Below are 23,524 nucleotides of genomic sequence, written 5' to 3'. Positions count from 1 at the left end.
AGATGCCGGGCTACGAGCACAACAAGGCGATGGACTACCACGCGCTCAACGCCATGTTGAACCTGTACGACGCGGACGGCAAGATCCAGTTCGACAAGGACCGCGAGGCGGCCCGCGAATACTTCCTCCAGCACGTCAACCAGAACACGGTCTTCTTCCACTCGCTCAAGGAAAAGCTCGACTACCTCGTCGAGAAGGAGTACTACGAGAAGCACGTTCTCGACCAGTACACGTTCGAGTTCGTCAAGTCGCTGTACAAGCGCGCGTACGCGAAGAAGTTCCGCTTCCCCACCTTCCTTGGTGCATTTAAGTACTACACGTCGTACACCCTCAAGACGTTCGACGGCAAGCGCTACCTCGAGCGATTCGAGGATCGCGTGTGCATGGTCGCCCTGACTCTCGCCGCCGGCGATCAGACGCTCGCGGAGCGCATCGTCGACGAGGTTCTCGACGGGCGTTTCCAGCCCGCGACCCCGACCTTCCTCAACGCCGGCAAGGCGCAGCGCGGCGAGCTCGTGTCGTGCTTCCTTCTGCGCATCGAAGACAACATGGAGTCGATCGGCCGTTCGATCAACTCCGCCCTTCAGCTCTCCAAGCGTGGCGGCGGCGTGGCCCTCTTGCTCTCGAACCTCCGCGAGCACGGCGCACCCATCAAGCAGATCGAGAACCAGTCTTCGGGCGTCATCCCCGTCATGAAGCTCCTGGAGGATTCGTTCAGCTACGCGAACCAGCTCGGTGCACGACAGGGCGCCGGTGCCGTGTACCTCCACGCGCACCACCCCGACATCCTCCGCTTCCTCGACACGAAGCGCGAGAACGCCGACGAGAAAATCCGCATCAAGACCCTCTCCCTTGGCGTGGTGATCCCCGACATCACCTTCGAGCTCGCGAAGAACAACGAGCCGATGTACCTGTTCTCGCCGTACGACGTCGAGCGGGTCTACGGCAAGCCGTTCGCGGACATCAACGTGACGGAAAAGTATCGCGAAATGGTGGACGACCACCGCATTGCGAAGAAGAAGATCCGCGCACGCGACTTCTTCCAGGTGCTCGCCGAGATCCAGTTCGAATCGGGCTACCCGTACATCATGTTCGAAGACACGGTGAACCGCGCCAACCCCATCGGCGGCGCGAAGGTCACCCACTCGAACCTGTGCTCGGAAATCCTCCAGATCTCGACCCCGTCCACGATGAACGCCGACCTCTCCTACGAGACGCTCGGCCGCGACATTTCGTGCAACCTCGGCTCGCTCAACATTGCGAAGGCCGTGGACTCGCCCGACTTCGAAAAGACGATCGAGACGGCGATCCGTGCCCTTACGGCAGTCTCGGATTCCTCCGACATCTCCTCGGTGCCGACCATCGCGAACGGCAACAAGGCCTCCCACGCGATCGGTCTCGGTCAGATGAACCTCCACGGGTTCCTTGCGCGCGAGTCGATCCACTACGGAAGCGAGGAAGGCCTCGACTTCACGAACATGTACTTCTACTCGGTCGCGTATCACTGCATTAAGGCTTCGACCAAGATCGCTCAGGAGCGCGGCGAAACCTTCATGGGCTTCGAGGATTCGAAGTACGCGAGCGGCGAGTACTTCGAGAAGTACATCAACGAGGTGTGGGAGCCGAGGACTCAGCGTGTCCGCGAGATCTTCGAGAACTCGAGCATCCACCTGCCTACGCAGGACGACTGGAAGGCTCTCGCTGCCGAGGTCAAGGAACACGGCATGTACAACGCGTACCTGCAGGCCGTCCCGCCTACCGGTTCGATCTCCTACATCAACCACTCGACGAGCTCGATCCACCCAATCGTGTCCAAGATCGAGATCCGCAAGGAAGGCAAGATCGGCCGCGTCTACTACCCGGCGCCGTACATGACGAACGACAACCTCGAGTTCTACGAGGATGCGTACGAGATCGGCTACGAGAAGATCATTGACACGTACGCCGAGGCGACCAAGCACGTTGACCAGGGCCTCTCGCTCACGCTGTTCTTCCCGGACACTGCGACGACCCGCGACGTGAACAAGGCTCAGATCTACGCGTGGCGTAAGGGCATCAAGACCCTCTACTACATCCGCTTGCGTCAGATGGCGCTCCAGGGCACGGAAGTTGAGGGCTGCGTGAGCTGCATGCTCTAACAGGGCAGTCCCGGAAGGCGCCCCGCTCACCGTCATGGTGGGCGGGGCGCCTTGCTGCTTACACCTCGAACGCGAGCGACCAGGAACCCGAGCGCGGCCGCAGCTGGTACTCGGGCCTCACGTCCGGGCCGCACGAGCGCGACCCCAGGCCGTGCTGCGCCACATCGAAAATGAGATGCGTGCGCTCCGCCTCGCCCAACTCATGCGAGTGGCGAGCCTTCGTGATCTGCTCGATCGAATGCTCACGCACCTGGAAGCCAGGCCGTTCGCGGTGGGGTCCGACGGCATCCGCGCGCACGGTGAGCCCAAGACCCGACAGCTGAAGCTCGCGCAACCCCGGGCGGTAGCCCGACTCCTGCGGAACCGCATACTCGACATTCAGGTCCGAGACAGGCATCGAGAAACGGCCGATACGCGCGGCGCGGCACGAATCGACGTAGTTCTCGAGCGGGCCCGAGCCGAACCACGAGGCGTCGCCGGCACCGAGCGGCGCCGTGAACTCGAGGCCGAGGCGCCCCCATACGTACTCCCAGTTCGCGGAAGGTGCGGCGTCGGCATACAACCGAAGAACGCGCGAGGCGCCACCGTTCTCCTCACCGGCAGCGTCCTCGAGGCGCCACGTGATGTCGAGATCGACGTAAGCGCGGCCGGCAGGCGTGCTGTAGCGGTGCACGGCGCGGACCTCATGCTCGTCGAGCCACACGCCAATGACGCGGCGCTCGAGCTTATCGATGCCGATCTCACGCCACAGCGCCGCGGTAGGCGGGGCCTGGGTTCCCGAGCCGGTCGTCTCGGCCGGGTCGGCGAGGATGTACGAGCCGAAGTCGCCAAGCGAGTCGTTCTCGGTGGGGGCGCGGAACAGGCGAAGCTGAGGACCGGCGAGATCGAGGTCGCCCAGCTTCACGAGGTCGCCCGTGCGCGGATCGAAGTGGGCATCGCCGAGGGCGAAGGAAGCGTCGGAATCCTGCACCTGATCGACCTGCGAACCGGTCTCGCCGCTTGCCGTAGCGCACACCGCAGCCGGACGCGACGGCGCCACAATCCTGGTCGTATCCTCAACCGGGACCTGCGTGAACGCCACTTCGTGGCCGGCGTCGGCCCAAGCGGTGCTCTCGCGCATAACTGCGCGGATCGTGCGGAACTTTTCGCCCGAAAGTTCACCCTCGTGGCCCTCGGCGAAGGGCGGAAGATTCAGCTCTCCGGCGTAGCTGTTCCAGCCGTTTACGGAAACCTTTTCAACGGGGCATTCGCGGCGCAGCACCTCGTGGCCGTCGACCTCATCGATGACCTCGAACACGAAGTCTTCGAGATCGCCGGCGTGGCGGAGATCCTGGACGTATGCCGCGGTGATGTTGACAGCGTCGAAATCGGCATCGAGGGCCCGGTCCGTATCGCCTTCCATAGCGAGGTCGAACTCGAGCTTGATCGGGCTCACGATTGCGCCGAACTCCACGAGCCCCGGAGTTGCCTCACCCGAGGAAAGCACAAGGCCATCGCACACGAACGACGAGTCGTGAACCTGCTCGCCGAAGTCGCCGCCGTAGCCGTAGAACTCGGTTCCGTCATCGGTGCGCGCCGCGATGCCGTGATCGCGCCACTCCCACACGAAGCCGCCGTGCCACTGCGGGACCGTCTCGAAGATGTGCTCGTACTCGGCCATGGCGCCCGGGCCGTTGCCCATCGCGTGCACGTACTCGCACAGGATCATGGGGCGCTTCGCAAGCTCCGCGTTGCGGCCGGGCATGGTGCCGCCGAACTTCCCGCGGCCGGCAGCCATGTCGAGCATCGCTTCGATCGGCGGGTACATGCGCGAGACGAGTTCGGTGTACTGGCCGTCGTAGTCCTGCTCGTAATGCACGGGGCGCTCCGGGTCGCGGCGGCGCAGCCAGTTCGCCATCTGCGCCATGTTCGCGCCGGTGTGGCCCTCGTTGCCGAGCGACCACGACACGATCGACGGGTGGTTCTTGTCGCGCTCGAAGAACCGCTCGACGCGGTCAAGAAGCGCGTCCCGCCAGCGCGGATTGTTCGCGGGGACATCCCGCCAGTTTTCGCCAAGGAAGCCATGCGCTTCGTAATCGCACTCGTCCATGACCCAAAAGCCCAGCTCATCGGCAAGGTCGAAGAGTTCGGGGTGCGGCGGGTAGTGGGAGGTGCGGATCGCGTTCACGTTGTGGCGCTTCATGAGCAGGAGCCCCTCGCGGGCCTTCTCGCGGTCCCACACGCGGCCGAGTTTCGGATCGTACTCGTGGCGATTCACGCCGCGGATACGCAGCTTCTTGCCGTTGACGCGCCACTCGTGCCCCACGATCTCGACGCGCCTGAAGCCGGTGCGGATCGTGAGCGTCTCGGCGGCGTTCGAGATGGTCGCGGTGTAGAGGCGGGGCACGTCCGCACTCCACGGCTCCACTTCGGGAACGGGGATGGGTCCGACGGCTGCCGGGCTCTCGAACGTTTCGGAGATTCCAAGCTCGTCGATCGCGACCGTGACGGGGAAGGCGGCTTCCTCCGCGCGGATTTCCGGAATGAGCGTGCCGGGGCCGGGTGCAGAAGGGCCGTTCGTCGGATCAAAATCTGCGCGCAGCCACGCGTCCTCGATGCCGGCGGCCGGGCGGAACAGGAGCTCAACGTCGCGGTAGATGCCGGGCAGCCACCACTGGTCCTGGTCCTCGAGATACGTGTTCGAGGACCACTGATGCACGCGCACGTGCAGCACGTTCTCGCCCTCTGTCACGAAGTCGGTGACGTCGAGTTCCTGCGTGAGGCGCGAGCCGCGCACGACGCCCGCTCGCTCACCGTTGAGGCTGATGATCGCGAGGGATTCGATGCCGAGGGTACGCAGGTACACGCGCGTGCCCTTCTCGAGCTCCTCGAACTTCTCGGCGCTCAGCGTGAAACGCGTGCGGTAGTCGCCCGTCGGGTTGTCGTCGGGAACGTTCGGGGCGTCGACGGGGAACGGGAACTGCACGTTCTGGTAGGCGGGGGCGCCGTACTTACCGAAGTCACCGTAGTTGCCGCCGCCCGTGAGGACCCAGTGCGAGGGCACGGTGATGTCGTCCCAGTTCGAGTCGTCGAAGTCCACCGTCGGAGCTGATTCTCCCGCGCCCTCCGCGCTACGCGAGTACGCGAACTTCCACGTGCCCGCGAGGCTCATGGCCTCAGCGGTAGTCGTGAGGTGGCTGCGCGGCGAGATTCGCGCGCCTTCGCCGGGGGAGTAGGAGGTGATGTCGTTGAGGGTGCTCATGAGGTCATCCTTGTCCGAGTGAGAGGTGGGCTAGCCCTTGGTCGAGCCCATCGTGAGGCCTGAAACGAACTGACGCTGCAGCACGAAGAACAGGATCAGGATGGGGAGGGCCGCGATGATCGAGCCCGCCGAGAGCAGGTTGTAGTCGGTGAAGAACGAGCCCTTGAGGTTATTCAGGGAGCTCGTGACGGGGAACTTGTCGCCCTTCTGCAGCAACACCGTAGCCCAGAAGAATTCGTTGTAAATCCATGCGGTCTGCAGGGTCGCGAGGGCGGCAAGCAGGGCGAGCGTACTCACGCCGGTTCCCGCGCCAAGGGCGGCGCGACGGCTGGCGGTAGCCTCGCGAATGGCAAGGACAGACGCGGGGACTTGGTTAATTCAGCTGTCATTCATGGTTTTCTCCTTTGAATCTTTCGAGCGTGGAAGTTTTAGGTCGTTTCGCGCACCACGAGGGTCGTGGGAAGCGTGAGAGATTCGATGGGCTTGGCATCGCCGAGGGCCTTGAGCAGGCGCGCCCCGCTCGCGCCCACCTCGAAAATGGGCTGCGCGATGGTCGTCAGCGTCGGGGTCGTTTCCGCGGCGAAGGCATGGTCGTCGAATCCCACGACCTTGACATCTGCGGGGATGCTTCGGCCGGCTTCGCGGAGCACGGCGAGAACGCCGAGGGCCTGACGGTCGGAGCCGCACAGAATCCCGTCGAGGTCGGGGTGCCGCGCGAGGAGCTCTCGCATGGCTAAGGCGCCTCCGCCGGTGGAGTAGGGCGCGTGGATAACCTCGAGCGGTGCGCCGCCCAGAGCAGATATTTGACCGTCGACACGGTTGTGGGCGCCCTGTGCCGTGTCGGGTCCGCCGATGATCGCGACGCGTGTAGCCCCGCGCTCGTTGAGGTGCGCCGCGCCGAGCTCGCCGCCGTGGCGGTCGTCGATCGTCACGGTCCACGTGTTCTCGCGTCCTTCGATGAGAGGACCGAGCACGATCGTGGGGATGTCGGTGCTCATGGCGTCGAGGAGCGGATCGTCGATGTGGGGGGAGAGGAGGAGGGCGCCGTCGACGCGGTTCGGGGCGAGCTGGCGCAGCGTTCGCTCCCGCTCTTCGTCGGTCGTGGCAAACAGGAGATTGAGGGCGATGTCGCTGCCGACGAGCGCGGAGTTGATGCCCTGGAGCATCCGCCCGAAGGTCGGGTCGTCGAATAGTTCGCCGTAGGGCTCGGTGAGGATCGCCGCGTACACGTTGCTTTTGCCCGAGGCGAGCGAGCGCGCGTGGGCGTTGGCGCGATAGCCGGTTTCGGCGATCGCCTTTTCAACCTTGGCGCGGGCTGCGGGGGAGGAGATCTGGCCGTTGAGCACACGTGAAACCGTGCTGCGGGAAACGCCCGCGGCGCGTGCGACGTCGTTAATCGTGGCCACGCCTCATCCTCCTCATCATCGAGTGAGGCTCCCGAATCTATGGGTGTGGGTCGTGGGCGCTCGGCTTGCATCCGAGCGGGTCACGACTACTGGGAGCGCTCCCAGTAAATGTAGCGCACGACACCGGAGCGCTGTCAAGCGAGGTTCACGACACCCGAGCACTGTCAAGCGAAATTATTGACCGACGCAGAAAGACCACTGCACGCCCCACGGCGTGCAGACGAACGATCGCCAACGGGCAAGGCTCCACCAGGGGCACACGCCAGTAGAGGCGGCGACACTACGGACGCGCGCGCCACGGACCGACGTGGTGCGCGCTCTAACTTGGCCCCGCGGTCTGAAGATAAAAGCCAAACATGGCGATCGCCCCCATGACGATGATGGCGCCGCCAACCCTCATGATTGCCAGGCCTGCCGGGCTGGGTTCGTTCGCCTCGCGATCCTTATAGGCCCACGCCATGGTGATCTCCCACGTTTGGAAGGGGAAAGTAGCCATCGCCGCACCGTAAACAATGAGCAGAACAAACGCGAGAACGATAAACGGCATAAGAGCTCCTGACGGTCGAGGGCGTGATCTGCGGCTCACGTTAGAGGGCTCCCCTGAAAGGAGCCGCAGCGATCCCACCCGATTCGCGGGCTCCTCTGGCTAGGATGGTCGAGTATGCCGCGTGGGCAAGCGTCGGAACCCCCGAGCTTACGCTGGCAGGGATGGGGCAGCCGGCTGAGCCGGCCTGGAGTCCGACGTCTGCTGGGACCATCGTTGCGAAAGGACGAGCGTGAACACCGACCACATCAAACACAGCGTGCAGGCCATCAACTGGAACCGCATCCAAGACCCCAAAGACCAGGAAGTGTGGGACCGCCTCACCGGTAACTTCTGGCTTCCCGAAAAGGTGCCGCTCTCGAACGACATCCAGAGCTGGTCGAAACTCAATGAGCAGGAGCAAGAGCTCGTGATGCGCGTCTTCACCGGGCTGACGCTGCTCGATACCGTGCAGGGAACCGTCGGCGCCATTTCGCTGATCCCCGACGCCGTGACCCCCCACGAAGAAGCCGTGTACACCAACATCGCGTTCATGGAATCTGTGCACGCGAAGAGCTACTCGCAGATCTTCTCGACGCTCTCCAACACCAAGCAGATCGACGAAGCATTCCGCTGGAGCGAGCACAACGAAGCCCTCCAGAAGAAGGCGAAGATCGTCCTCGAGTACTACACCGGTGACGACCCCGAAAAGCGCAAGGTCGCCTCGACCCTCCTCGAGAGCTTCCTGTTCTACTCGGGCTTCTACCTGCCCATGTACTACTCGAGCCGTGGCGAACTCACGAACACCGCCGACATCATTCGCCTGATCATCCGCGACGAGGCCGTTCACGGCTACTACATCGGCTACAAGTACCAAAAGGCCGTGGAGAAGCAGTCGCCCGAGCGCCAGGCAGAGCTCAAGGACTACACGATGAGCCTGCTCATGGACCTCTATGACAACGAAGAGGAATACACCGAAGACCTCTACGACCCGGTCGGCTGGACCGAGGACGTCAAGATGTTCCTCCGCTACAACGCCAACAAGGCCCTCATGAACCTCGGCTATGAGGCACTGTTCCCACAGGAATCGACCGAGGTCAACCCCGCGATCCTCGCCTCGCTCTCGCCGAACGCCGACGAGAACCACGACTTCTTCTCCGGCTCCGGCTCGAGCTACGTCATGGGCAAGGCCGTCGAGACCGAGGACGACGACTGGGACTTCTAATCTGAGCGGTTTTTCGCAACCGTTAACGCAGTGGGCGGCACGTTTGACGACGTGCCGCCCACTTTTCGCGATGCCGGCCCTTCGTCAGTGGCGTGGCGGAAGCGTTCCAGCAAAGATGTACTGTGTGTCCGGTAAAGAAGCATGAAATTTCAGGTGACGTGCAGCTTTGCTTAGTTTATTCCCAGGTAGGATTGAGGTTGGTTGACGATCTTTCAACCACCCGGGCACCGTTAGCAACCCAGGTTCGCCAACACCGCCCGGGACACCTGTGGACCTGGTTCACTTCAACAGAAAGTAGTCATTCCATGTCTCTTATTTGGGGAATCATTTCCTGGATCATCATTGGCGGCCTCATCGGTCTTATTGCTCGCGCAGTCATGCCGGGCAAGCAGTCGATGGGCATGGGGATGACCATCATCCTTGGTGTCATCGGCGCAATCGTCGGTGGCCTCATCGGTGGTCTCTTCGGCGAGGGTGGCTGGAGCTCGCTCCTGGACAACCCGTGGTCGCTGTGGACGATCCTGCTTTCAGTGGTCGGTGCGCTCGTGGTCATGTTCGTCTACGGACTGCTCACGAAGTCCGACAACTGATCGTGACGCATCAATAGGTACACGCGCATAGCGCAAGCGCCCACCTCCGGATCTCCGGGGGTGGGCGATTTTCATAGGCAAAGCAGTCCGGCCTCCCGTTGCAGCCCGGCTTCCCCGTTTCAGCCCTGACCTCCCCGTCGCGGATTATGAAGAATTTGGGCTCGGGGCGGTGCGTGGGGCTTGGGGCGCGGCAGTTTCTTTATGAAGTGCCGCGGCTTTGAGGGGTGGGGAGGTTTGGTTGCTCCTGCGCGAGGTTTGATTGTTCTTGCGCGAGGTTTGGTTGTACTTGTTGCAGTTTTTGGTTGGTCGCGGTGCGGTTTCGGGCTGGCCACGTCGCGGTTTATGAAGATTCTGGGCTCGGGGCGGTGTGCGGGGCCTGGAGTGCGGCAGTTTCTTTATGAAGTAACGCTGCTTTGAGGGGTGGGGGAGGTTTGGTTGCTCCTGCCCCCGGGGGCTTGGTTGTACTTGTTGCAGTTTTTGGTTGGTCGCGGTGCGGTTCTGGGCTGGCTCTGTCGCGGTTTATGAAGATTCTGGGCTCGGGGTGAGGTGTGGGGCTTGAAGTGTGGCCTTTTCTTCATGAAGTGGCACGGTTGGATGGCTGGGCTTAACGCGAGACGGGGACGCGGAACTGCCCGGCCCGAAGGGCCGGGCAGCCAGTGCCTACTCCTCGTAGGCTGCCTTCGCGGTTTGCACGGCTCGCAGTCGCGCGAGATCGAGCTTCGAGCCGCGATCAAAATCGACGACGCCGTTCTTTTCCTGGAACACGTCGGTGAGCTGCGTGTAGCAGTAGCCGAACATGAGCGGGTTGGTCAGAAGAACGTTCGTGAGGGCCTCGAAACGTTCGTACAACTCTTCTTCGCTGCGCACCCGGTTGCCGTACCCCCACGACTCGGCTTGGTCTTGACCGGTAAATTCGGCGGCGCGTGCCTCTTGCTCGTTCCACCAGATGCCGCCGTATTCGGACACGAAGAACGGCTGGCCCTCGTAGGGGACGGAGAAATGACCGTCAGCGAACGGCATCTCGTTCGGGGCGAGCTCACGCCTGTTGACTTGCGGCTTTCCTTCGGCGAGTGGTGCCTGTTCGCGCGCGAAAGCTTCCGGGTCCTGCTCGTAGGAGTGCGAGTCGTAAATATCGGCGCCGCGCACGCGGTGGCTGTAGCCCGAAGCGTCGATGACTGGGCGCGAGGGATCTGCGAGTTTCGTGGCGTTGTACATCGCGTGGGTGACGTCGTCGAGCACGGTGATGCGGTCGTGCAGCACCTGGTGCGTTTCGTTGAGGGGGCACCAGCCGACGATGCTCGGGTGGGAGAAGTCGCGTTCGAGTGCCTCGATCCACTGCGCCACAAAGCTCGACGTGGGCTCCTGGTTGTAGCCGAGGGGGCCTCGCCCGGATACGCCCCAATCACCGAATTCGCCCCACACGAGGTAGCCATAGAGGTCGGAGAAGAACAGCATGCGTTCCTCAAACACCTTCTGATGTAAGCGAGCGCCGTTGAAGCCGGCAGCGAGGGCGATCTGGATGTCGGCGAGCATCGCCTCGTCGGAGGGCGCGGTCATGAGGGTTTTTGCCCAGTACCCCTGGTCGAGCACGAGGCGCTGGAACACGCGCTCGCCGTTGATGCGGAATTCGGTGCCCTCGAGGGCGGTTGAGCGCAGGCCAGCGTAGGAGTGTACTTCGTCGATCAGGCCTCCGTCGGAATCGAGTAGCCGCGCCTTCACGCTGTACAGTTCCGGCTCGCCAGTCGCCCAGATCCGCACGTGCTCCTCGGGAATGGCGACGCGCACGCGTGGCGCGAGGTCAAGGTCGGCACGGGCGCTTGCGGTGGCCAGGGGGGCGCCTTCGGGGGTTCCGACGGTGACTTCGACTCGCGTGCCCTTCGTGTTGTGGGTGAGTGGCAGCGTGATGTCGAGGGAGTGGTCGGCAAGCGATGGCGTGGTGCGAACGGCCCTGATGGCGTGCGCGGGCACGCCCTCGAGCCATACCGTTTGCCAGATGCCGGTTGTGCGCGTGTATTGGCAGTGCGTGGAGTCGTGCCACGTGGCCTGTTTGCCTCGGGCCTGGGCATCCCAACGGGAGTCGCGAGCACGCACGACGATCGTTGCCGTGTCACCGGGTTGTGCGACGCCGCGGAGGCTTGCGGAAAAGGGGGTGAAGCCGCCGCGGTGGCGAGCAACTTCAACGCCATTGACCCACACCGTCGCATCGTGGTCGACGGCACCGAAGTGGAGGACGGGAACGAGAGGTTCGCCGGCGGGACCGTCGGCCCACTCGGCTGGGATTTCTACCTCGCGGCGGTACCAAACGGCTTCCATGAAGTCGGTGTGCTCGACGCCGGAGGTTTCCGATTCGGGGGCGAATGGGACGAGGATAGACCCTTCAAGGGGGCGGTCGAGAAGACCGCGCTCGCGGCCCGTATCGCCGGCGTCGATCTCGAATTCCCACGTGCCGTTGAGGTTGAGCCACGTGGGGCGGTGGCACTGGGGACGCGGATGTTCGGGCTTAGGGACGTCGGTCGCGGCGGAGAGGGGAGCGTCGAGGAGGCTCGCGAGGTGCTCTGCTCGTTCAGCGAGTGCCTTCAGCTCGGGGACCGCGGCGAATTCGGGAAGGAGTGGCATTCTGGGTTCCTCACGTCGTCGTGTGCGCTGGATGAGGCCCAGTCAATCACGGCAACACTCAAAACTGCAACGTGAGAAAAAATGCCAAATCAGCCGCCGAGGGTCGAGGCACGGGTCACGAGCGTGTGTGGCACGAGGAATGTCGAGCCCGACCCAAGCGCGGTCACCTCGGCAGCTTCCGCGCCTTTCGCGAAGCAATCATCACCGAGGGCCGCGAACAGCGCCGCCGATACGAGGCACTCGAGATCTGGTGCGACCGAGGTGAGCGGGGGAGTGGCGTGTGCCGATTCCGGAATGTCGTCCCAACCGGTCACGAGAACATCGGCGCCAATCGAGAAGCCGGCCTCTCGAAGAGCCTCGCATGCGCCGAGGGTAAGCAGATCGTTCCCGCCTACGATGGCGTCGAACGGAAGGGTCTTCGCGCTGTGTGAGCCAGCAATCAGGGTCTTCACCTGCGCATATCCTTCATGTCGCGTCCATTCGGTGGTGTGGATCAAAAGCTGATCGGCGGGGGAGATGCCCGCGAATCGGCAAGCTGCGCGAAAGCCCGTGAGGCGCTCTGTTCCCGTCGAAGCGGCGCCCTCCTGGGCGCCGAGAAACAAGGGGCGGGTGGCGCCGCGCTCGGTTATGTGCCGCACGATGTCGACCGCGCTCGCGGTGTTGTCGATGCTCACGTGGTGAATACTGCCGTGGTCGGCAACCGCTTCTCCCAGGACAACCGTGGGAAGCGGCGAATGCTCGGCGAGTTCGCGAACCGTCTCGGGAAGAAGCGGCGCCATGATGAGCGCGCCAAAAGAGCGCTTAGCGAGGCCGCGTGCGTAACGGCGCTCAATGTCGGCGTGCTCGCCCGTGAGCTCTATGCTCACGCTGTAGCCAGCGCGTGCAGCGACGTTGTGGAACGTTTCCGCGAGGCGCGCAAAATACGGATTGAGCAGGTGGGGGATCACGAGTGCCACCGTGCGGGTGGCCTTGCCGCGGATTTCTCGCGCCGACTCGTTTGGCACGTAGCCAAGTTCGTTGATCGCCGCGAGAACCTTGTCGCGTGTGGCGGGCTTCACGACGGGACGTTCGTTGACGACGTTGGAAACGGTCTTCCATGACACCCCGGCGCGAGCAGCGACGTCCTTGATGCTTGCGCGTTTGTGCGGTTCAAGCTCGTTCATGGTGCCCCTTTCCTGACGTGAGAAGTGATTTCAGTGTAGGGCCAACAGGTGTCGGACTGCGTGTGCGCCCCTCCTGCGCAGTGCGAGCTGCGCGCGTTTAGGGGTTGACGGGAACTCGACCACGGTGGCAGAATCTCACGTGAGAATCAAAGGTGAGTTACACCGCACGCCTGTCAACGATGACGAGGAAGGTGAAGCGCCATGCCAAACGCGCACAACAATCACACCCCGCCGGGGCTCAGTCGCCGGTCGCTCCTTGCGGGTTTTGGCGCCGGCGCACTCGGGCTTGGGCTTGCCGGATGCGGGGCCGCGCAAGCGGACCCGTCGAAGGTTGCCGTGTGGGATCTCTTCAGCGGCGCCGACGGTGAAAAAACCCGCGGCATGATCGCCGAGGTCGTCGAGGAAAACCCGGGCCTGAATGTCGAGCCCACGACCCTCAGCTGGGGAAACCCCTACTACACGAAGCTCGCGATGGCCGCCGCATCGAGTGCGCCGCCGAGCACAGCAATCATGCACGTGAGTCGCGTCGCCGGCTTCGCGCCGGGCGGTCTCATCGAACCGTGGGACATGAGCCTGTTCGAAGAATTCGACGTCTCGACCGACACGTTCACCAAGGCCCTTTTGGAGGCGTGCCAGTACGACGGCAAACAGTACGCAGTGCCGCTCGACACGCACCCCTTCATCAGCTTCTTTGATCGGGACGTTGCGGAAAAAGCCGGGGTACTCGAGTCCGACGGTACTCTCGCGATCGACTCGCCCGAAGCGCTCCAGGAAGTCGGCACCAAGCTCGGCGAAGTGACTGGTGGGCCCGGAATCGCGTTCGGCTATCAGCTCGACACCGCACAAGCGTGGCGGCTCTTTTGGGGCCTGTTCCACCAGGCCGGTGGTGAGTACAGTTTCGAGCCGGGCGAGAAGGCCGACATGGACATCGATGCCGCCGCGCGCGTGGTCGCCGCGGTCAACTCGTGGATGGACGACAAGTGCATGGCGTCCTCGCAGGACTACCCGGGCGCGCTTTCCGCCTTCAACGGTGGGCGCAACGCCATGATCTTCTCCGGCGTGTGGGAGCTCAACGGGTTCAAGGAAAACGTCAAGTCGCTTGTGGGCGCACCGATGCCGACGATGTTCGGCACCCCCGCGAACTACGCCGACTCCCACACCTACGTGTTCCCAAAGAACCGTCGCATGACCGACGAACTCAGGCGTAACACTTACCTTTTCGTGTCGTCGATGCTCAAGAAAGGTGACCAGTGGGGCGCCGCCGGGCACATTCCCGGTTACCTCCCGTCGCAGGAGGAGCCCGCTTACCGCGAGCTCGAGATTCAAAACCAGTACAAGGATGCTGCCGAGACGGTCGTCGTGGATCCGAAAGTGTGGTTCGCGGGTGCTGGTTCCGATTTCCAAAACCGCGTGTGCCAGCGACTTATCGAGGGCTTTCGCGGAAGCGTCGAACCGCAGCGGGCGATCGAGGGAATGCTCGACGTCATCAGCGGTATCGCGATGCAACCCAACCCCACCGAATAAGGAGGTCACGCCATGAATGAACGCGCACGCTTCACCTCCCGCGGTGCGGGATGGTTCGCCCTTCCCTACATGATCCTTTTCATCCTCTTCCTCATCGTCCCCATCGTGTGGGGCCTGTGGATGAGTTTCACCGACCAGTCGCTTGCGTCGACGAAAAGTGGCTTCGTGGGGATCGATAACTACCTCGAGGCTTTCACGAGCGCCGACATGTATTCGAGCCTCTTGAACACTCTGTTCTTTACGCTCATTTCCTCAGTCCCGCTCGTCATCCTCTCGTTTGTGCTCGCCTACCTCGTTGTCACGGGTCTCCCAGGCCAGTGGCTATGGCGCCTCACGTTCTTCGCGCCGTACCTTCTTCCCGTGTCCGTGGTGACCGCGATGTGGGGAATGATGTTCGCCAATGACTTCGGATTCATCAACGGCATCCTCGTGCATTTTGGAATTGACCAGATTGGCTGGCTCAGCGAAAAGCAGGTTGCGATGTGGTCGATCGCGCTCACGACCGTGTGGTGGACGATTGGCTTCAACTTCCTGCTGTACCTCTCGGCCCTCCAGAACATCCCCGACACGGTGTACGAAGCCGCGCAGGTCGATGGTGCAGACGCGTGGCGCAGGCTTCGGTCAGTGACGCTGCCGATGATGCGCCCCACGACGGTGCTCATCGTCCTGCTGCAGATCCTCGCCTCGCTCAAGGTCTTCGACCAGATCTTCCTCATGACGGCGGGCGGCCCTGATGGCGCCACTCGCTCAATCATTCAGTACATCTACGACCAGGGTTTCTCCGGCTACCGCGTCGGATACGCCTCGGCCGTGTCCTACATCTTCTTCGCGATGATCGTTGTCGTCTCACTCATCCAGGTAGCGATCACGAACCGTAACGCAAAGGAGCGTTAGACATGAGTACCGCAGCTACCACCCTCGAAACCCCGGCAGGGAACAGGCGTAGCCTGAAGACGCGTGTAAGCCAGAAGCGTGAAGAGAACGCGCGCCAGCGCTCCCTAACCCTAGGCTCCTCAAAAGCGTCACGCGTGATCGCGTTCGTTGCGCTCGCGTTCCTTGCTCTGTGTTGGGCGATCCCCATCCTGTTCGCCCTTCAGCTCTCCCTGAAAACTGAAAGCGATGCCTCGGCTGCACCGCTCACGTTCTGGCCGTCGCAAGGATGGACCTTCGACAACTACGCGAACGTCATCGCCGCGGGAGACATCCCGCTGTGGATCTGGAACTCGATTCTCGTTTCTGCGATCGTCACGCTCATCACCCTCGTGACCTCCGTGCCCGCCGCCTACGTGTTCTCGCGCTACAACTTCCGTTTCAAGAAGCTGTGTTTCGCGCTCACGATCGCCGCGATCATGGTGCCGCCGCAGATTCTCATCGTGCCGCTGTTTGAGCAGATGAAGTTCATGCAGCTTTCGGACACTCTCGCGGGCGTCGTGCTCCCGCAGGTCGTCGCACCACTCATGGTGATCGTGCTCAAGAACTTCTTTGACCAGCTCCCGATCGAACTCGAAGAAGCTGCGAAGCTCGATGGCGCATCGATGCTGCGCACCCTCACGTCGGTGATTCTCCCGCTTTCGCGCTCGATCATTGTTGCCGTGGGCATCTTCGTGTTCATCGGTTCATGGAACAACTTCCTGTGGCCGTTCATCATCACGAACTCGCCCGAGCTCATGACGATCCCCGTTGGCCTCGGTACCGTGAAAAATGCCTATGGCGTGCAGTACGCGCAGGGCATGGCGAGCGCCGTCATCGGCGCATTGCCGCTGCTCATCGTGTTCGTGCTCTTCCAGCGCCACATCGTGCGCGGTTTCGCCACGACGGGAATGGGCGGTCAGTAGAACGGTCAGTAGACTGGGATGACGGTGAGGCGTTGGGGCCGCTCGGCGCTTCGAATCGAGCATCAACGAGGAGCACCATGAGTCACGAAACGATGTCCCAGCATTCGACCGCCGCCGATGGTTTGGCGGATCGCCGTCTCGATCCGCGGCTTGCGGCAAAGGCGCGTGAACTCGCTGCGCAGGGCACGGTGCTTCTTCGCAATGATGGCGTGCTGCCGCTTGCGCTCGAGAGCCGCGTCGCTCTCTTTGGTCGCACGGCGAAGGACTGGCTGGCCGTCGGCTATGGCTCGGGCGGCGATGTGAACCCGCCGTACATCTCGAACCTCACGGATGCACTTCGCGAGTCGGGCGCTGTGAAGGTCGATGAGGAGCTCGCCGCGGCCTACGATCGCTTTAGCGAGGAGCACCCGGCGGATCCGGGCACGGTGTGGGGCAAGTGGCCCACGCACTACCCCGAGCTTGACCTCGACGATGAGCAGATCAACGCCGCCGCGGGGCGCAACGATGTGGCCATTGTGGTGATCGGCCGCGCGGCGGGGGAGGACCGCGACGCGGAGCTCGCGCCCGGCTCGTACTTCCTCACTGAGCAGGAAGAATCCCTGATCGCACGGGTCAGTGCCGCGTTTGAGCGCACGGTCGCCGTGATCGATGCCGGCAACGTCATGGACCTGTCGTGGGCGGAGCGCTACCCGCTTTCGGCGCTTGTGATCGCGTGGGCGGGCGGCATGGAATCGGGACACGCGCTCGCGGATGTCCTGACCGGCGTCACGGAGCCTGGTGGTCGCCTCACCGCGTCGATCGCGCGCCGCTACGAGGACGCCCCGAGCGCGCAGAACTTCGGCGACCCGGACGTTACGAACTACGTCGAGGATGTGTTCGTGGGCTACCGCTACTACGAAACGTTCGCGCCAGGCGCCGCCCAATTCCACTTCGGGGAGGGCCTCGGCTACACGTCGTTCTCGCTCGGCCTCGGGAATCTTGGGTCCGACGCCACCCGTGCCCACCTCGATGTCACTGCGAAGAACACGGGCGAACGTGGAGGCAGCACGGTTGTGCAGGCCTACCTTGAAACCCCTGATGGGAAGCTCTCCCAGCCCGCGCGCCGCCTCGCGGCTGTCACCCGCACCGGCAGCGTTGTCGCTGGCCAAAGCGCCACGGTGAGCCTCGACGTTGATCTTCGCGACTTCGCCTCCTACGACGATTCGGGAGCAACGGGGCACAGGAGCGCCTACGTGCTCGAGCCCGGCACGTATCGCCTGCACGTGGGTCAAAGTGTGAAGGACACCGAGCTTGCCGGCGAGATCGAGATCGAGAACCTGATCGTTGTGCAGCAGCTCGAAGAAGCCTCCTCGATCCAGAAGGGCTGCGGGTTTGACCGCATGATCCTCACGCGGGGCGACGATGGCGAGGCCACCGTCGGATACGAACCCGCCCCCGAGGAGCAGCGTGACCTTGCCCGCCGCATCCTTGAGCACTTGCCCAAGGAGCTGGCGGCCCCCGCCGAAGGCGCTGCCGCGCCCTCATTTGAGGAGGTGCGCGCCGGGAAGGTGAGCCTCGAGGAATTCGTGGCAACCGTCGGAACTGAGGATCTCATTGCCCTCGCCTACGGTGACACGACCATGGACAGCCCCCTTGGCGTGCGCGGCAATGCCGGTGCGCTTGGCGGCGTGACCGAGTCCCTGCGCGAGCGGGGTGTGGCGCCCGCGATCACGACGGATGGCCCCTCTGGCCTGCGTGTTTCCGCGTTTGCGTCGCTTCTGCCGTGCGGCACCGCGCTCGCTTCCACGTGGAACCCCGAGGGGGTGCGCGAGCTTGCCGAGCTTCACGCCGAGGAGATGCTCGCCAAGGGCTCCGACATTCTGCTCAGCCCCGGCATGAATATTCAACGCGATCCGCTGTGTGGCCGAAACTTCGAGTATTTTTCGGAAGATCCGCTGCTCACGGGCCTCATGGGTGCCGCGATCGTCAACGGCGTGCAGTCCAAGGGCGTCGCGGCGTGCCCGAAGCACTACGCGGCCAATAACCAGGAGCACAACCGCATCTTCTCCGATTCGCGCGTCAGTGAGCGTGCACTGCGCGAAATCTACCTGCGCGGTTTCCAGATCATGGTGAAGGAATCGCAGCCGCAGACCATCATGACCTCGTACAACAAGATCAACGGGGTGTGGGGCCACTACAGCTACGACCTCGTGACCACGATCCTGCGCGGAGAGTTCGGCTTCGACGGCCTCGTGATGACCGACTGGTGGATGCGCATGGTGGAGGACCCGAACTTCCCGGCCCTGCGCTACAGCGCCTACCGCGTGCGCGGCGGCATCGACGTGCTCATGCCCGGCAGCAAGGAGCACGGCGGCGATACGTGCGATACGGGCGTGAAGGATTCGCTTGGTTCCGACGGCGGCCTCACCCTCGGCGAGCTTCAGCGCACGGCGCTGCACGTGCTTCGGTTTGTGCTCGAGGCCAACCCGCAGGGGCACGCGACGAGCGCCGAAAAGGGCCGCCGCAACGCGATGTAGGCGCCGGGGCGTCACTCTCTATGAAAATTCTGGGGCTGCAGCGCCTTTTCGGGCCTGCACGCTCTAGTTTTTTTCATGGACTGGCACGGAATAGGCGCAAGTCCCACGCGGCAGCGGTACAAACCCGGCACTACTTTGGCTCCAACCCAGCATTTCACCGGCGTTTTGGCCTGTTTTGTCGCCGTCACGTCGAAGTTGGCAGTGCATCCCAGATTGGGATTCACCTTGGTAGGCTGAAGGCATGACGGTGCAAATATCCTTGCGTCTTTCCGACGACCTCGTGGAGTTCCTTGACCGGAGCGTGTCGACAGGGATCGCCGGAAGCCGAGCCGATCTCGTGAGCCTCGCTCTCGAAAGGGAGAAGAGGCGGCAAGCGGCGCTTGCGGACGCTGCAATCGTGAATGCGGAAGGCCCGCAGGATGATCTCGACTCCCTCGTGGAGTGGACCGCGCACCACGCCTCATTCGAGGACTGACGTGCGTGAAATCTGCCTTGCGAAGCTCGACAAGACCCGACCGGTTCTTGTGCTGACGCGAGAGGTCGCTCGAAGTGCGATGACCAAGGTGACGGTCGCGCCCATCACCTCGACGGTCAAAGGGCTCTCGAGCGAAGTTGAGCTAGGGGAGCGTAACGGCCTCGACCACCGCTCTGCCGCCTCTCTCGACAACACGGTCACGATCCCTTCGTCGCTCCTCGGTCGAACGATTGGCTTCCTTCAGCCCGATCAGGAGCGTGCGCTAGCGATGGCCGCGATCATGGCTTTCGACCTCGACGCGAGGCCGCTCGAGAGCTAAGCAGAGGCGCCGGTGGCACACTCCTTGCGCCACTCTCAATGAAAATTCCAGGGCTGCGGCCCCCTCTTAAGGGCTGCACGCTCTGGTTTTTTCATAAAGTCGCACGGTATTGGCCCAGATCACGCACGTAGGCTGAGGGGGTGAGTCCATGCGGGGCTCGCGCGAGATGAGGAGACTTCATGCCTGATATTGCCCTTCCCGCTGAACTCGTTGGCGAGCACTTTCGGATCACGCCGGTCACGCCGCGCGTGGTGCGCCTCGAGTATTCGCCGAGTGGCGCGTTCGAGGATCGCCCGTCGACCTTCGCGATCAATCGTGACGTGGTGCTGGAGCCTTCCGAGTACTCGATTGGCGAGTACCAGGGCCGCCTCACGGTCGAGACGGAGAATTTTTACCTCGAATACGATCGCGGCCCGTTTACGGCGAACGGCCTCAAGGTTGAGGTCAAGGGTGGGGTTTCGGCGTATCACTCGGTGTGGCGGTACGGGCAGGATCTGTCGCTTCCCGCGGATCGTCAGCTTGCGCTGAACGGGGAGACCCAGCGCGCGCTTGACGGGAACCTCGGTGGCGCGGCCCGTACGCTCGATGTTGCCGACGGCAAGATTCCGCTTGAGCCGGGCGTGAACTCTACGGTGGGGTATGCGGAGATCGATGATTCGAGCTCGATGGTGTTTGATTCCGACGGCCGCCTGCGCGCCCGCGCTGCCGAGGACGGCAGCATTGATCTTTTCGTGTTCGCTGCGGGTCGCGATCACGTGGCCGCGGTGAGGGATTATTTCGCGATCAGTGGCCCTCAGCCGATCGTGCCGAAGTTCGCGCTTGGCAACTGGTGGTCGCGCTATCACCGCTATAGCGAGGAGAGCTACCTCGAGCTCATGGATGCGTTCCGCGCGGAGGATATTCCGTTCTCGGTATCGGTGATCGATATGGATTGGCACCTTACCGATGTGGACCCGAAGTACGGTTCGGGATGGACGGGGTACACGTGGAATCGTGACCTTTTCCCTGATCCGGAGCGTTTCCTCGAGGAGCTGCACAAGCGCGGCCTTCGCGTGACCCTCAACATTCACCCGGCCGATGGTGTGCGCGCATTCGAGGAAGCGTATGAGGCGATGTGCGAGGCGCTCGGCAAGCCCGCCGACGGCACCGCCATCCCGTTCGACGTGAACAACGATGAGTTCATGGACGCCTATTTCGATGTGCTCCACAAGCGCCTCGAGGATGAGGGCACGGATTTTTGGTGGATCGACTGGCAGTCGGGCCCGTATTCGAGCGTCGAGGGCGTGGACCCGCTGTGGGTGCTCAACCACGAGCATTTCACCCGCAGCGAGAGGTCGATCGAGCGCCCGCTCACGTTCTCGCGTTTCGCGGGCCCCGGCTCGCACCGTTACCCCGTGGGCTTCTCGGGCGATGCGATCGTGACGTGGGAGTCGCTCGCGTTCCAGCCTGCCTTCACGGCAGCCGCGGCGAACATCGGCTACGGCTGGTGGAGCCACGACATCGGCGGGCACATGGAGGGCTTTCGCGATAACGAGCTCGCGACCCGCTGGGTGCAGTTCGGCGTGTTCTCGCCGATCAACCGCCTGCATTCGTCGAATTCTCCGTTCGCCGTGAAGGAGCCGTGGAACTTCCCGGCCCCGCACGGCGAGATCCAGGCGGCGCATTTGCGCCTTCGTCACCGCCTCGTGCCGTACCTGCACTCGATGAATTACCGCGCCCACCACGAGGGTCGCTCGATCGTCGAGCCCGTGTATTTCGAGGCGCCGCAATACCCCACGTATCGCAACGATCAGGGGTATCTGTTCGGCTCCGAGCTTCTCGTCGCGCCGATTACGCGCCCCGCCGCGAAGGATGTGGGCCGCGGCAGCGTCGAGCCGATCCTGCCCGGCGGCATGTGGTTCGACCTGTTCACCGAGCAGCGTTACGGCACACCCGATTCTGGCGCGTTTACGCAGGAGATGTTCCGCCCACTCGGCTCGATCCCCGTTCTCGTGCGCGCCGGCGGCATCCTCCCGCTCACGCCGGCGGGTGCGGTTCCCGAGAAAATTGAGGACAACCCCGAGGTGCTCGAGTTGATCGTTGCCGCGGGTGGCGATGGCGAGTTCACGCTCCACGAAGAGTGGAAGGCAAGCGACGATCTCGTGTGGAGCCACGTGCGCGTGGCCGTGCAGGCGTCGGAAAACTCCCTCAGCATCACGATCCCCGCCGACACCCCCGAGGTGGCGCGCGAGGCGCTCGAGCGGCGTGAGTGGCGCGTGCGGCTGCTCGGGCATGACCCGGCTGGGTTTGGGGATCTGGAGGCGCAAAGCTCCGACGCTACCTTCGCCCCCGGCGCTGAAAAACTTGCCGATGAGCTCAGCGTTCGCAAGCTCAGCCCGGCTGATCGGCCCGCGCCGCACGCGTCGACGATCACCGTCACCGGCCTCAAGGTTGGCGAGGAAGCAACGCTCACGAGCACCGGATTCGGCACCGTTCTCGACGACACCGAGAAGGGGCGCGACGTGCGCTACGCGCGCCTTCGTGCTCTCGTGAACGACGCCGAAATTGGCTTCACGCTCAAGCAGGCGATCGCCGGTGTGGCCGCGAAGCGCCCCGATTCGCTCATGCGTGAAATTTCGGCGTTCGGCAAGGCGCCGTCGGGCCACCTGCCGAAGACGTTCGACTACGAGCAGGCGAGCCCCGAACTCATTGCGGCCGTCGCGGAGATCTGGGGGTAGCCCCACCGGGTCGCCCCGCTCCGGGAACATATCGAGCCCTCCCTTCCGCGTCGCCACGAGGTGGCGCGGGGAGGGCTCTTATGTGCCGTGAAACGAGTTTCGGCGAACCTGGTTACAGAGAACTCTGAAGGCCGTGGGCGCCATAAAGCTCGAGCAGCTTGGGGAGCACCACCGCGGGATCCGGGTCGGGACCCACGAGGCGGGAGCCTTCGGGGGTGAGCTTCGCGCGGAACCTCACCCTCGACGTGCCCCATCTGTAGTAAACGGGAACCCTGAGGCTCTCACCTTCGGACGTGTGCGCGATGAGGGTGCGAACGCGTGTGCCGATGAGCTGGCCCGGCTCCAAAGAGGTGATCTCGCTCCACGGGAGGAACTTTCCCGTGCCCGGTAACGAGCGCATGAGAATGCCTTCTCGCGTGGCCCACACCCCCTGCGTGGTGAAAAGCAGAAATCCGAAAACGAGAAACAGGATGAGGCCGCTAAAGACGACCGCTTGAACGGCGCGCTCTGCACCAGAAGTGTCGTGGGGGAAGAGGTTGGTCATCACGAGTGCGACCGCGATGAGCACGGCGAAAAACGCGCACGTTCCGCCGTAGATCCAGCGGTAGATAGCGCCGGGGCCGGACGAGAGGAGAACATCGCCGCGCTCTTTGGCAGGTGGGATGGGCCAGCGTGATGCCATGGGCGCGCTCCTTCGTGGTGGGAGGATTTGACTCAAGTATGGCAGGCGACCGGTGCGACGAGACGCTGTTGTAGGGGATCGGTGCACGAGCCCGGCTATGCCCCGAGCTGCCCCTGGCGATGCAGGTCAAGCAGTTGGGGCAGCACGACCGCGGGGTTCACGTCGGAGCCCACGTAGCGGGCGCCGTCGGGCGTGATTGTCGAGGAGAGAAAATCTCGTTGCCCGTCCGTTCGATAGAAAATGGGCACCATGTGGCTCGTGCCATCGACCATGCGTGCAGTCAGGGATCGCAGCTCCACTCCATCGTGCATGCCGGGTTCGAAAGCGGCGATGGCAGCCCACGGGAGGAATTTCCTTCGGCCCGGAATGTAGCGCACGAGCACACCGCGCTGCGTAGCCCACACTCCAAAGCGCCTGCACCACACGAACCCCGCGAAAATAAGAAGCCAAGGCCCGCCAGAAGGATCGTCCCGATGACGAGCTCCGCTTGCGTGGCTTTCCCCGGATCGAGAACGAGAAACGTGGCACCCCCCCCCAAAGAGAACCGCGGAAAT

Annotated in this window: 18 protein-coding genes; 10 read left to right on the top strand and 8 right to left on the bottom strand. The window is 63.3% G+C overall.

Translation table 11 applies throughout. The features are described from left to right. The first annotated feature begins 2 nt into the window (after positions 1 to 2). Positions 3 to 2,138 (top strand): class 1b ribonucleoside-diphosphate reductase subunit alpha, encoded by a 2,136-nt coding sequence (gene nrdE, locus HMPREF1484_RS00955; protein ID WP_016663138.1) that lies wholly within the window; start codon positions 3 to 5, stop codon positions 2,136 to 2,138. A 58-nt stretch (positions 2,139 to 2,196) separates the two neighbouring features. Here nrdE and HMPREF1484_RS00950 read toward each other — a convergent pair whose 3' ends face one another. The 4 genes from HMPREF1484_RS00950 to HMPREF1484_RS00935 form a co-directional block, all read right to left on the bottom strand. Further along, positions 2,197 to 5,379 (bottom strand): glycoside hydrolase family 2 TIM barrel-domain containing protein, encoded by a 3,183-nt coding sequence (locus tag HMPREF1484_RS00950; protein ID WP_016663137.1) that lies wholly within the window; start codon positions 5,377 to 5,379, stop codon positions 2,197 to 2,199. A 30-nt stretch (positions 5,380 to 5,409) separates the two neighbouring features. After that, positions 5,410 to 5,676, bottom strand: coding sequence for a carbohydrate ABC transporter permease (locus HMPREF1484_RS11920; protein ID WP_016663136.1), 267 nt, complete (start codon positions 5,674 to 5,676; stop codon positions 5,410 to 5,412). Between the two features lie 131 nt (positions 5,677 to 5,807). After that, positions 5,808 to 6,785 (bottom strand): LacI family DNA-binding transcriptional regulator, encoded by a 978-nt coding sequence (locus HMPREF1484_RS00940; protein WP_016663135.1) that lies wholly within the window; start codon positions 6,783 to 6,785, stop codon positions 5,808 to 5,810. A 319-nt stretch (positions 6,786 to 7,104) separates the two neighbouring features. Continuing rightward, positions 7,105 to 7,332 carry a DUF6199 family natural product biosynthesis protein gene (locus HMPREF1484_RS00935; protein ID WP_016663134.1) on the bottom strand — a complete coding sequence of 76 codons (228 nt, stop codon included), beginning with the start codon at positions 7,330 to 7,332 and terminating at the stop codon, positions 7,105 to 7,107. 229 nt (positions 7,333 to 7,561) lie between these two features. Between HMPREF1484_RS00935 and nrdF the strand changes: the two genes are divergently transcribed. Both nrdF and HMPREF1484_RS00925 read left to right on the top strand, forming a co-directional pair. Then, positions 7,562 to 8,533 carry a class 1b ribonucleoside-diphosphate reductase subunit beta gene (nrdF, locus tag HMPREF1484_RS00930; protein WP_016663133.1) on the top strand — a complete coding sequence of 324 codons (972 nt, stop codon included), beginning with the start codon at positions 7,562 to 7,564 and terminating at the stop codon, positions 8,531 to 8,533. A 305-nt stretch (positions 8,534 to 8,838) separates the two neighbouring features. After that, entirely contained in the window at positions 8,839 to 9,123 is a 285-nt protein-coding gene (locus HMPREF1484_RS00925) for a GlsB/YeaQ/YmgE family stress response membrane protein (protein ID WP_016663132.1), read from the top strand. Positions 9,124 to 9,783: 660 nt separating this feature from the next. On the opposite strand, the gene HMPREF1484_RS00920 is transcribed toward HMPREF1484_RS00925, so the two are convergent. Both HMPREF1484_RS00920 and HMPREF1484_RS00915 read right to left on the bottom strand, forming a co-directional pair. After that, positions 9,784 to 11,739, bottom strand: a complete 1,956-nt coding sequence (locus tag HMPREF1484_RS00920; protein ID WP_016663131.1) for a glycoside hydrolase family 2 protein — start codon at positions 11,737 to 11,739, stop codon at positions 9,784 to 9,786. Positions 11,740 to 11,828: 89 nt separating this feature from the next. After that, the gene (locus HMPREF1484_RS00915) at positions 11,829 to 12,902 is read right to left on the bottom strand and encodes a LacI family DNA-binding transcriptional regulator (RefSeq protein ID WP_016663130.1); all 1,074 of its coding nucleotides are present in this window, start codon (positions 12,900 to 12,902) and stop codon (positions 11,829 to 11,831) included. A 201-nt stretch (positions 12,903 to 13,103) separates the two neighbouring features. Between HMPREF1484_RS00915 and HMPREF1484_RS00910 the strand changes: the two genes are divergently transcribed. The 7 genes from HMPREF1484_RS00910 to HMPREF1484_RS00880 all read left to right on the top strand — a co-directional run bounded on the left by HMPREF1484_RS00910 (position 13,104) and on the right by HMPREF1484_RS00880 (position 22,288). Further along, on the top strand, positions 13,104 to 14,426 hold the full coding sequence (locus HMPREF1484_RS00910) for an extracellular solute-binding protein (protein WP_016663129.1): 1,323 nt from the start codon (positions 13,104 to 13,106) through the stop codon (positions 14,424 to 14,426). Positions 14,427 to 14,438: 12 nt separating this feature from the next. After that, entirely contained in the window at positions 14,439 to 15,320 is an 882-nt protein-coding gene (locus HMPREF1484_RS00905; protein ID WP_016663128.1) for a carbohydrate ABC transporter permease, read from the top strand. Positions 15,321 to 15,322: 2 nt separating this feature from the next. Next, entirely contained in the window at positions 15,323 to 16,261 is a 939-nt protein-coding gene (locus tag HMPREF1484_RS00900) for a carbohydrate ABC transporter permease (protein WP_016663127.1), read from the top strand. 77 nt (positions 16,262 to 16,338) lie between these two features. Continuing rightward, complete coding sequence (locus HMPREF1484_RS00895; RefSeq protein ID WP_016663126.1) at positions 16,339 to 18,777, top strand: glycoside hydrolase family 3 C-terminal domain-containing protein; 2,439 nt, start codon at positions 16,339 to 16,341, stop codon at positions 18,775 to 18,777. Positions 18,778 to 19,018: 241 nt separating this feature from the next. Continuing rightward, positions 19,019 to 19,252, top strand: a complete 234-nt coding sequence (locus tag HMPREF1484_RS00890; RefSeq protein ID WP_016663125.1) for a hypothetical protein — start codon at positions 19,019 to 19,021, stop codon at positions 19,250 to 19,252. A 1-nt stretch (position 19,253) separates the two neighbouring features. Further along, positions 19,254 to 19,571 (top strand): type II toxin-antitoxin system PemK/MazF family toxin, encoded by a 318-nt coding sequence (locus HMPREF1484_RS00885; protein ID WP_016663124.1) that lies wholly within the window; start codon positions 19,254 to 19,256, stop codon positions 19,569 to 19,571. A gap of 179 nt (positions 19,572 to 19,750) precedes the next feature. Further along, positions 19,751 to 22,288: a glycoside hydrolase family 31 protein gene (locus tag HMPREF1484_RS00880; protein WP_016663123.1), complete on the top strand. Its 2,538-nt coding sequence runs from the start codon at positions 19,751 to 19,753 to the stop codon at positions 22,286 to 22,288. 112 nt (positions 22,289 to 22,400) lie between these two features. Here the strand turns inward: HMPREF1484_RS00880 and HMPREF1484_RS00875 are convergent, their stop codons facing one another. Next, a complete protein-coding gene (locus HMPREF1484_RS00875) occupies positions 22,401 to 22,970 on the bottom strand; it encodes a hypothetical protein (RefSeq protein ID WP_016663122.1) in 570 nt (189 codons plus the stop codon). Between the two features lie 95 nt (positions 22,971 to 23,065). Beyond that, positions 23,066 to 23,374 carry a hypothetical protein gene (locus HMPREF1484_RS00870; RefSeq protein WP_040386340.1) on the bottom strand — a complete coding sequence of 103 codons (309 nt, stop codon included), beginning with the start codon at positions 23,372 to 23,374 and terminating at the stop codon, positions 23,066 to 23,068. Between the last annotated feature and the right edge of the window lie 150 nt (positions 23,375 to 23,524).

The sequence above is a fragment of the Dermabacter sp. HFH0086 genome (genome assembly GCF_000413375.1).
In the GTDB taxonomy this organism is placed as follows: domain Bacteria; phylum Actinomycetota; class Actinomycetes; order Actinomycetales; family Dermabacteraceae; genus Dermabacter; species Dermabacter hominis.
The sequence above is the reverse complement of the archived record's forward strand: the minus strand, read 5'-3'. Positions and strand labels throughout refer to the sequence as shown.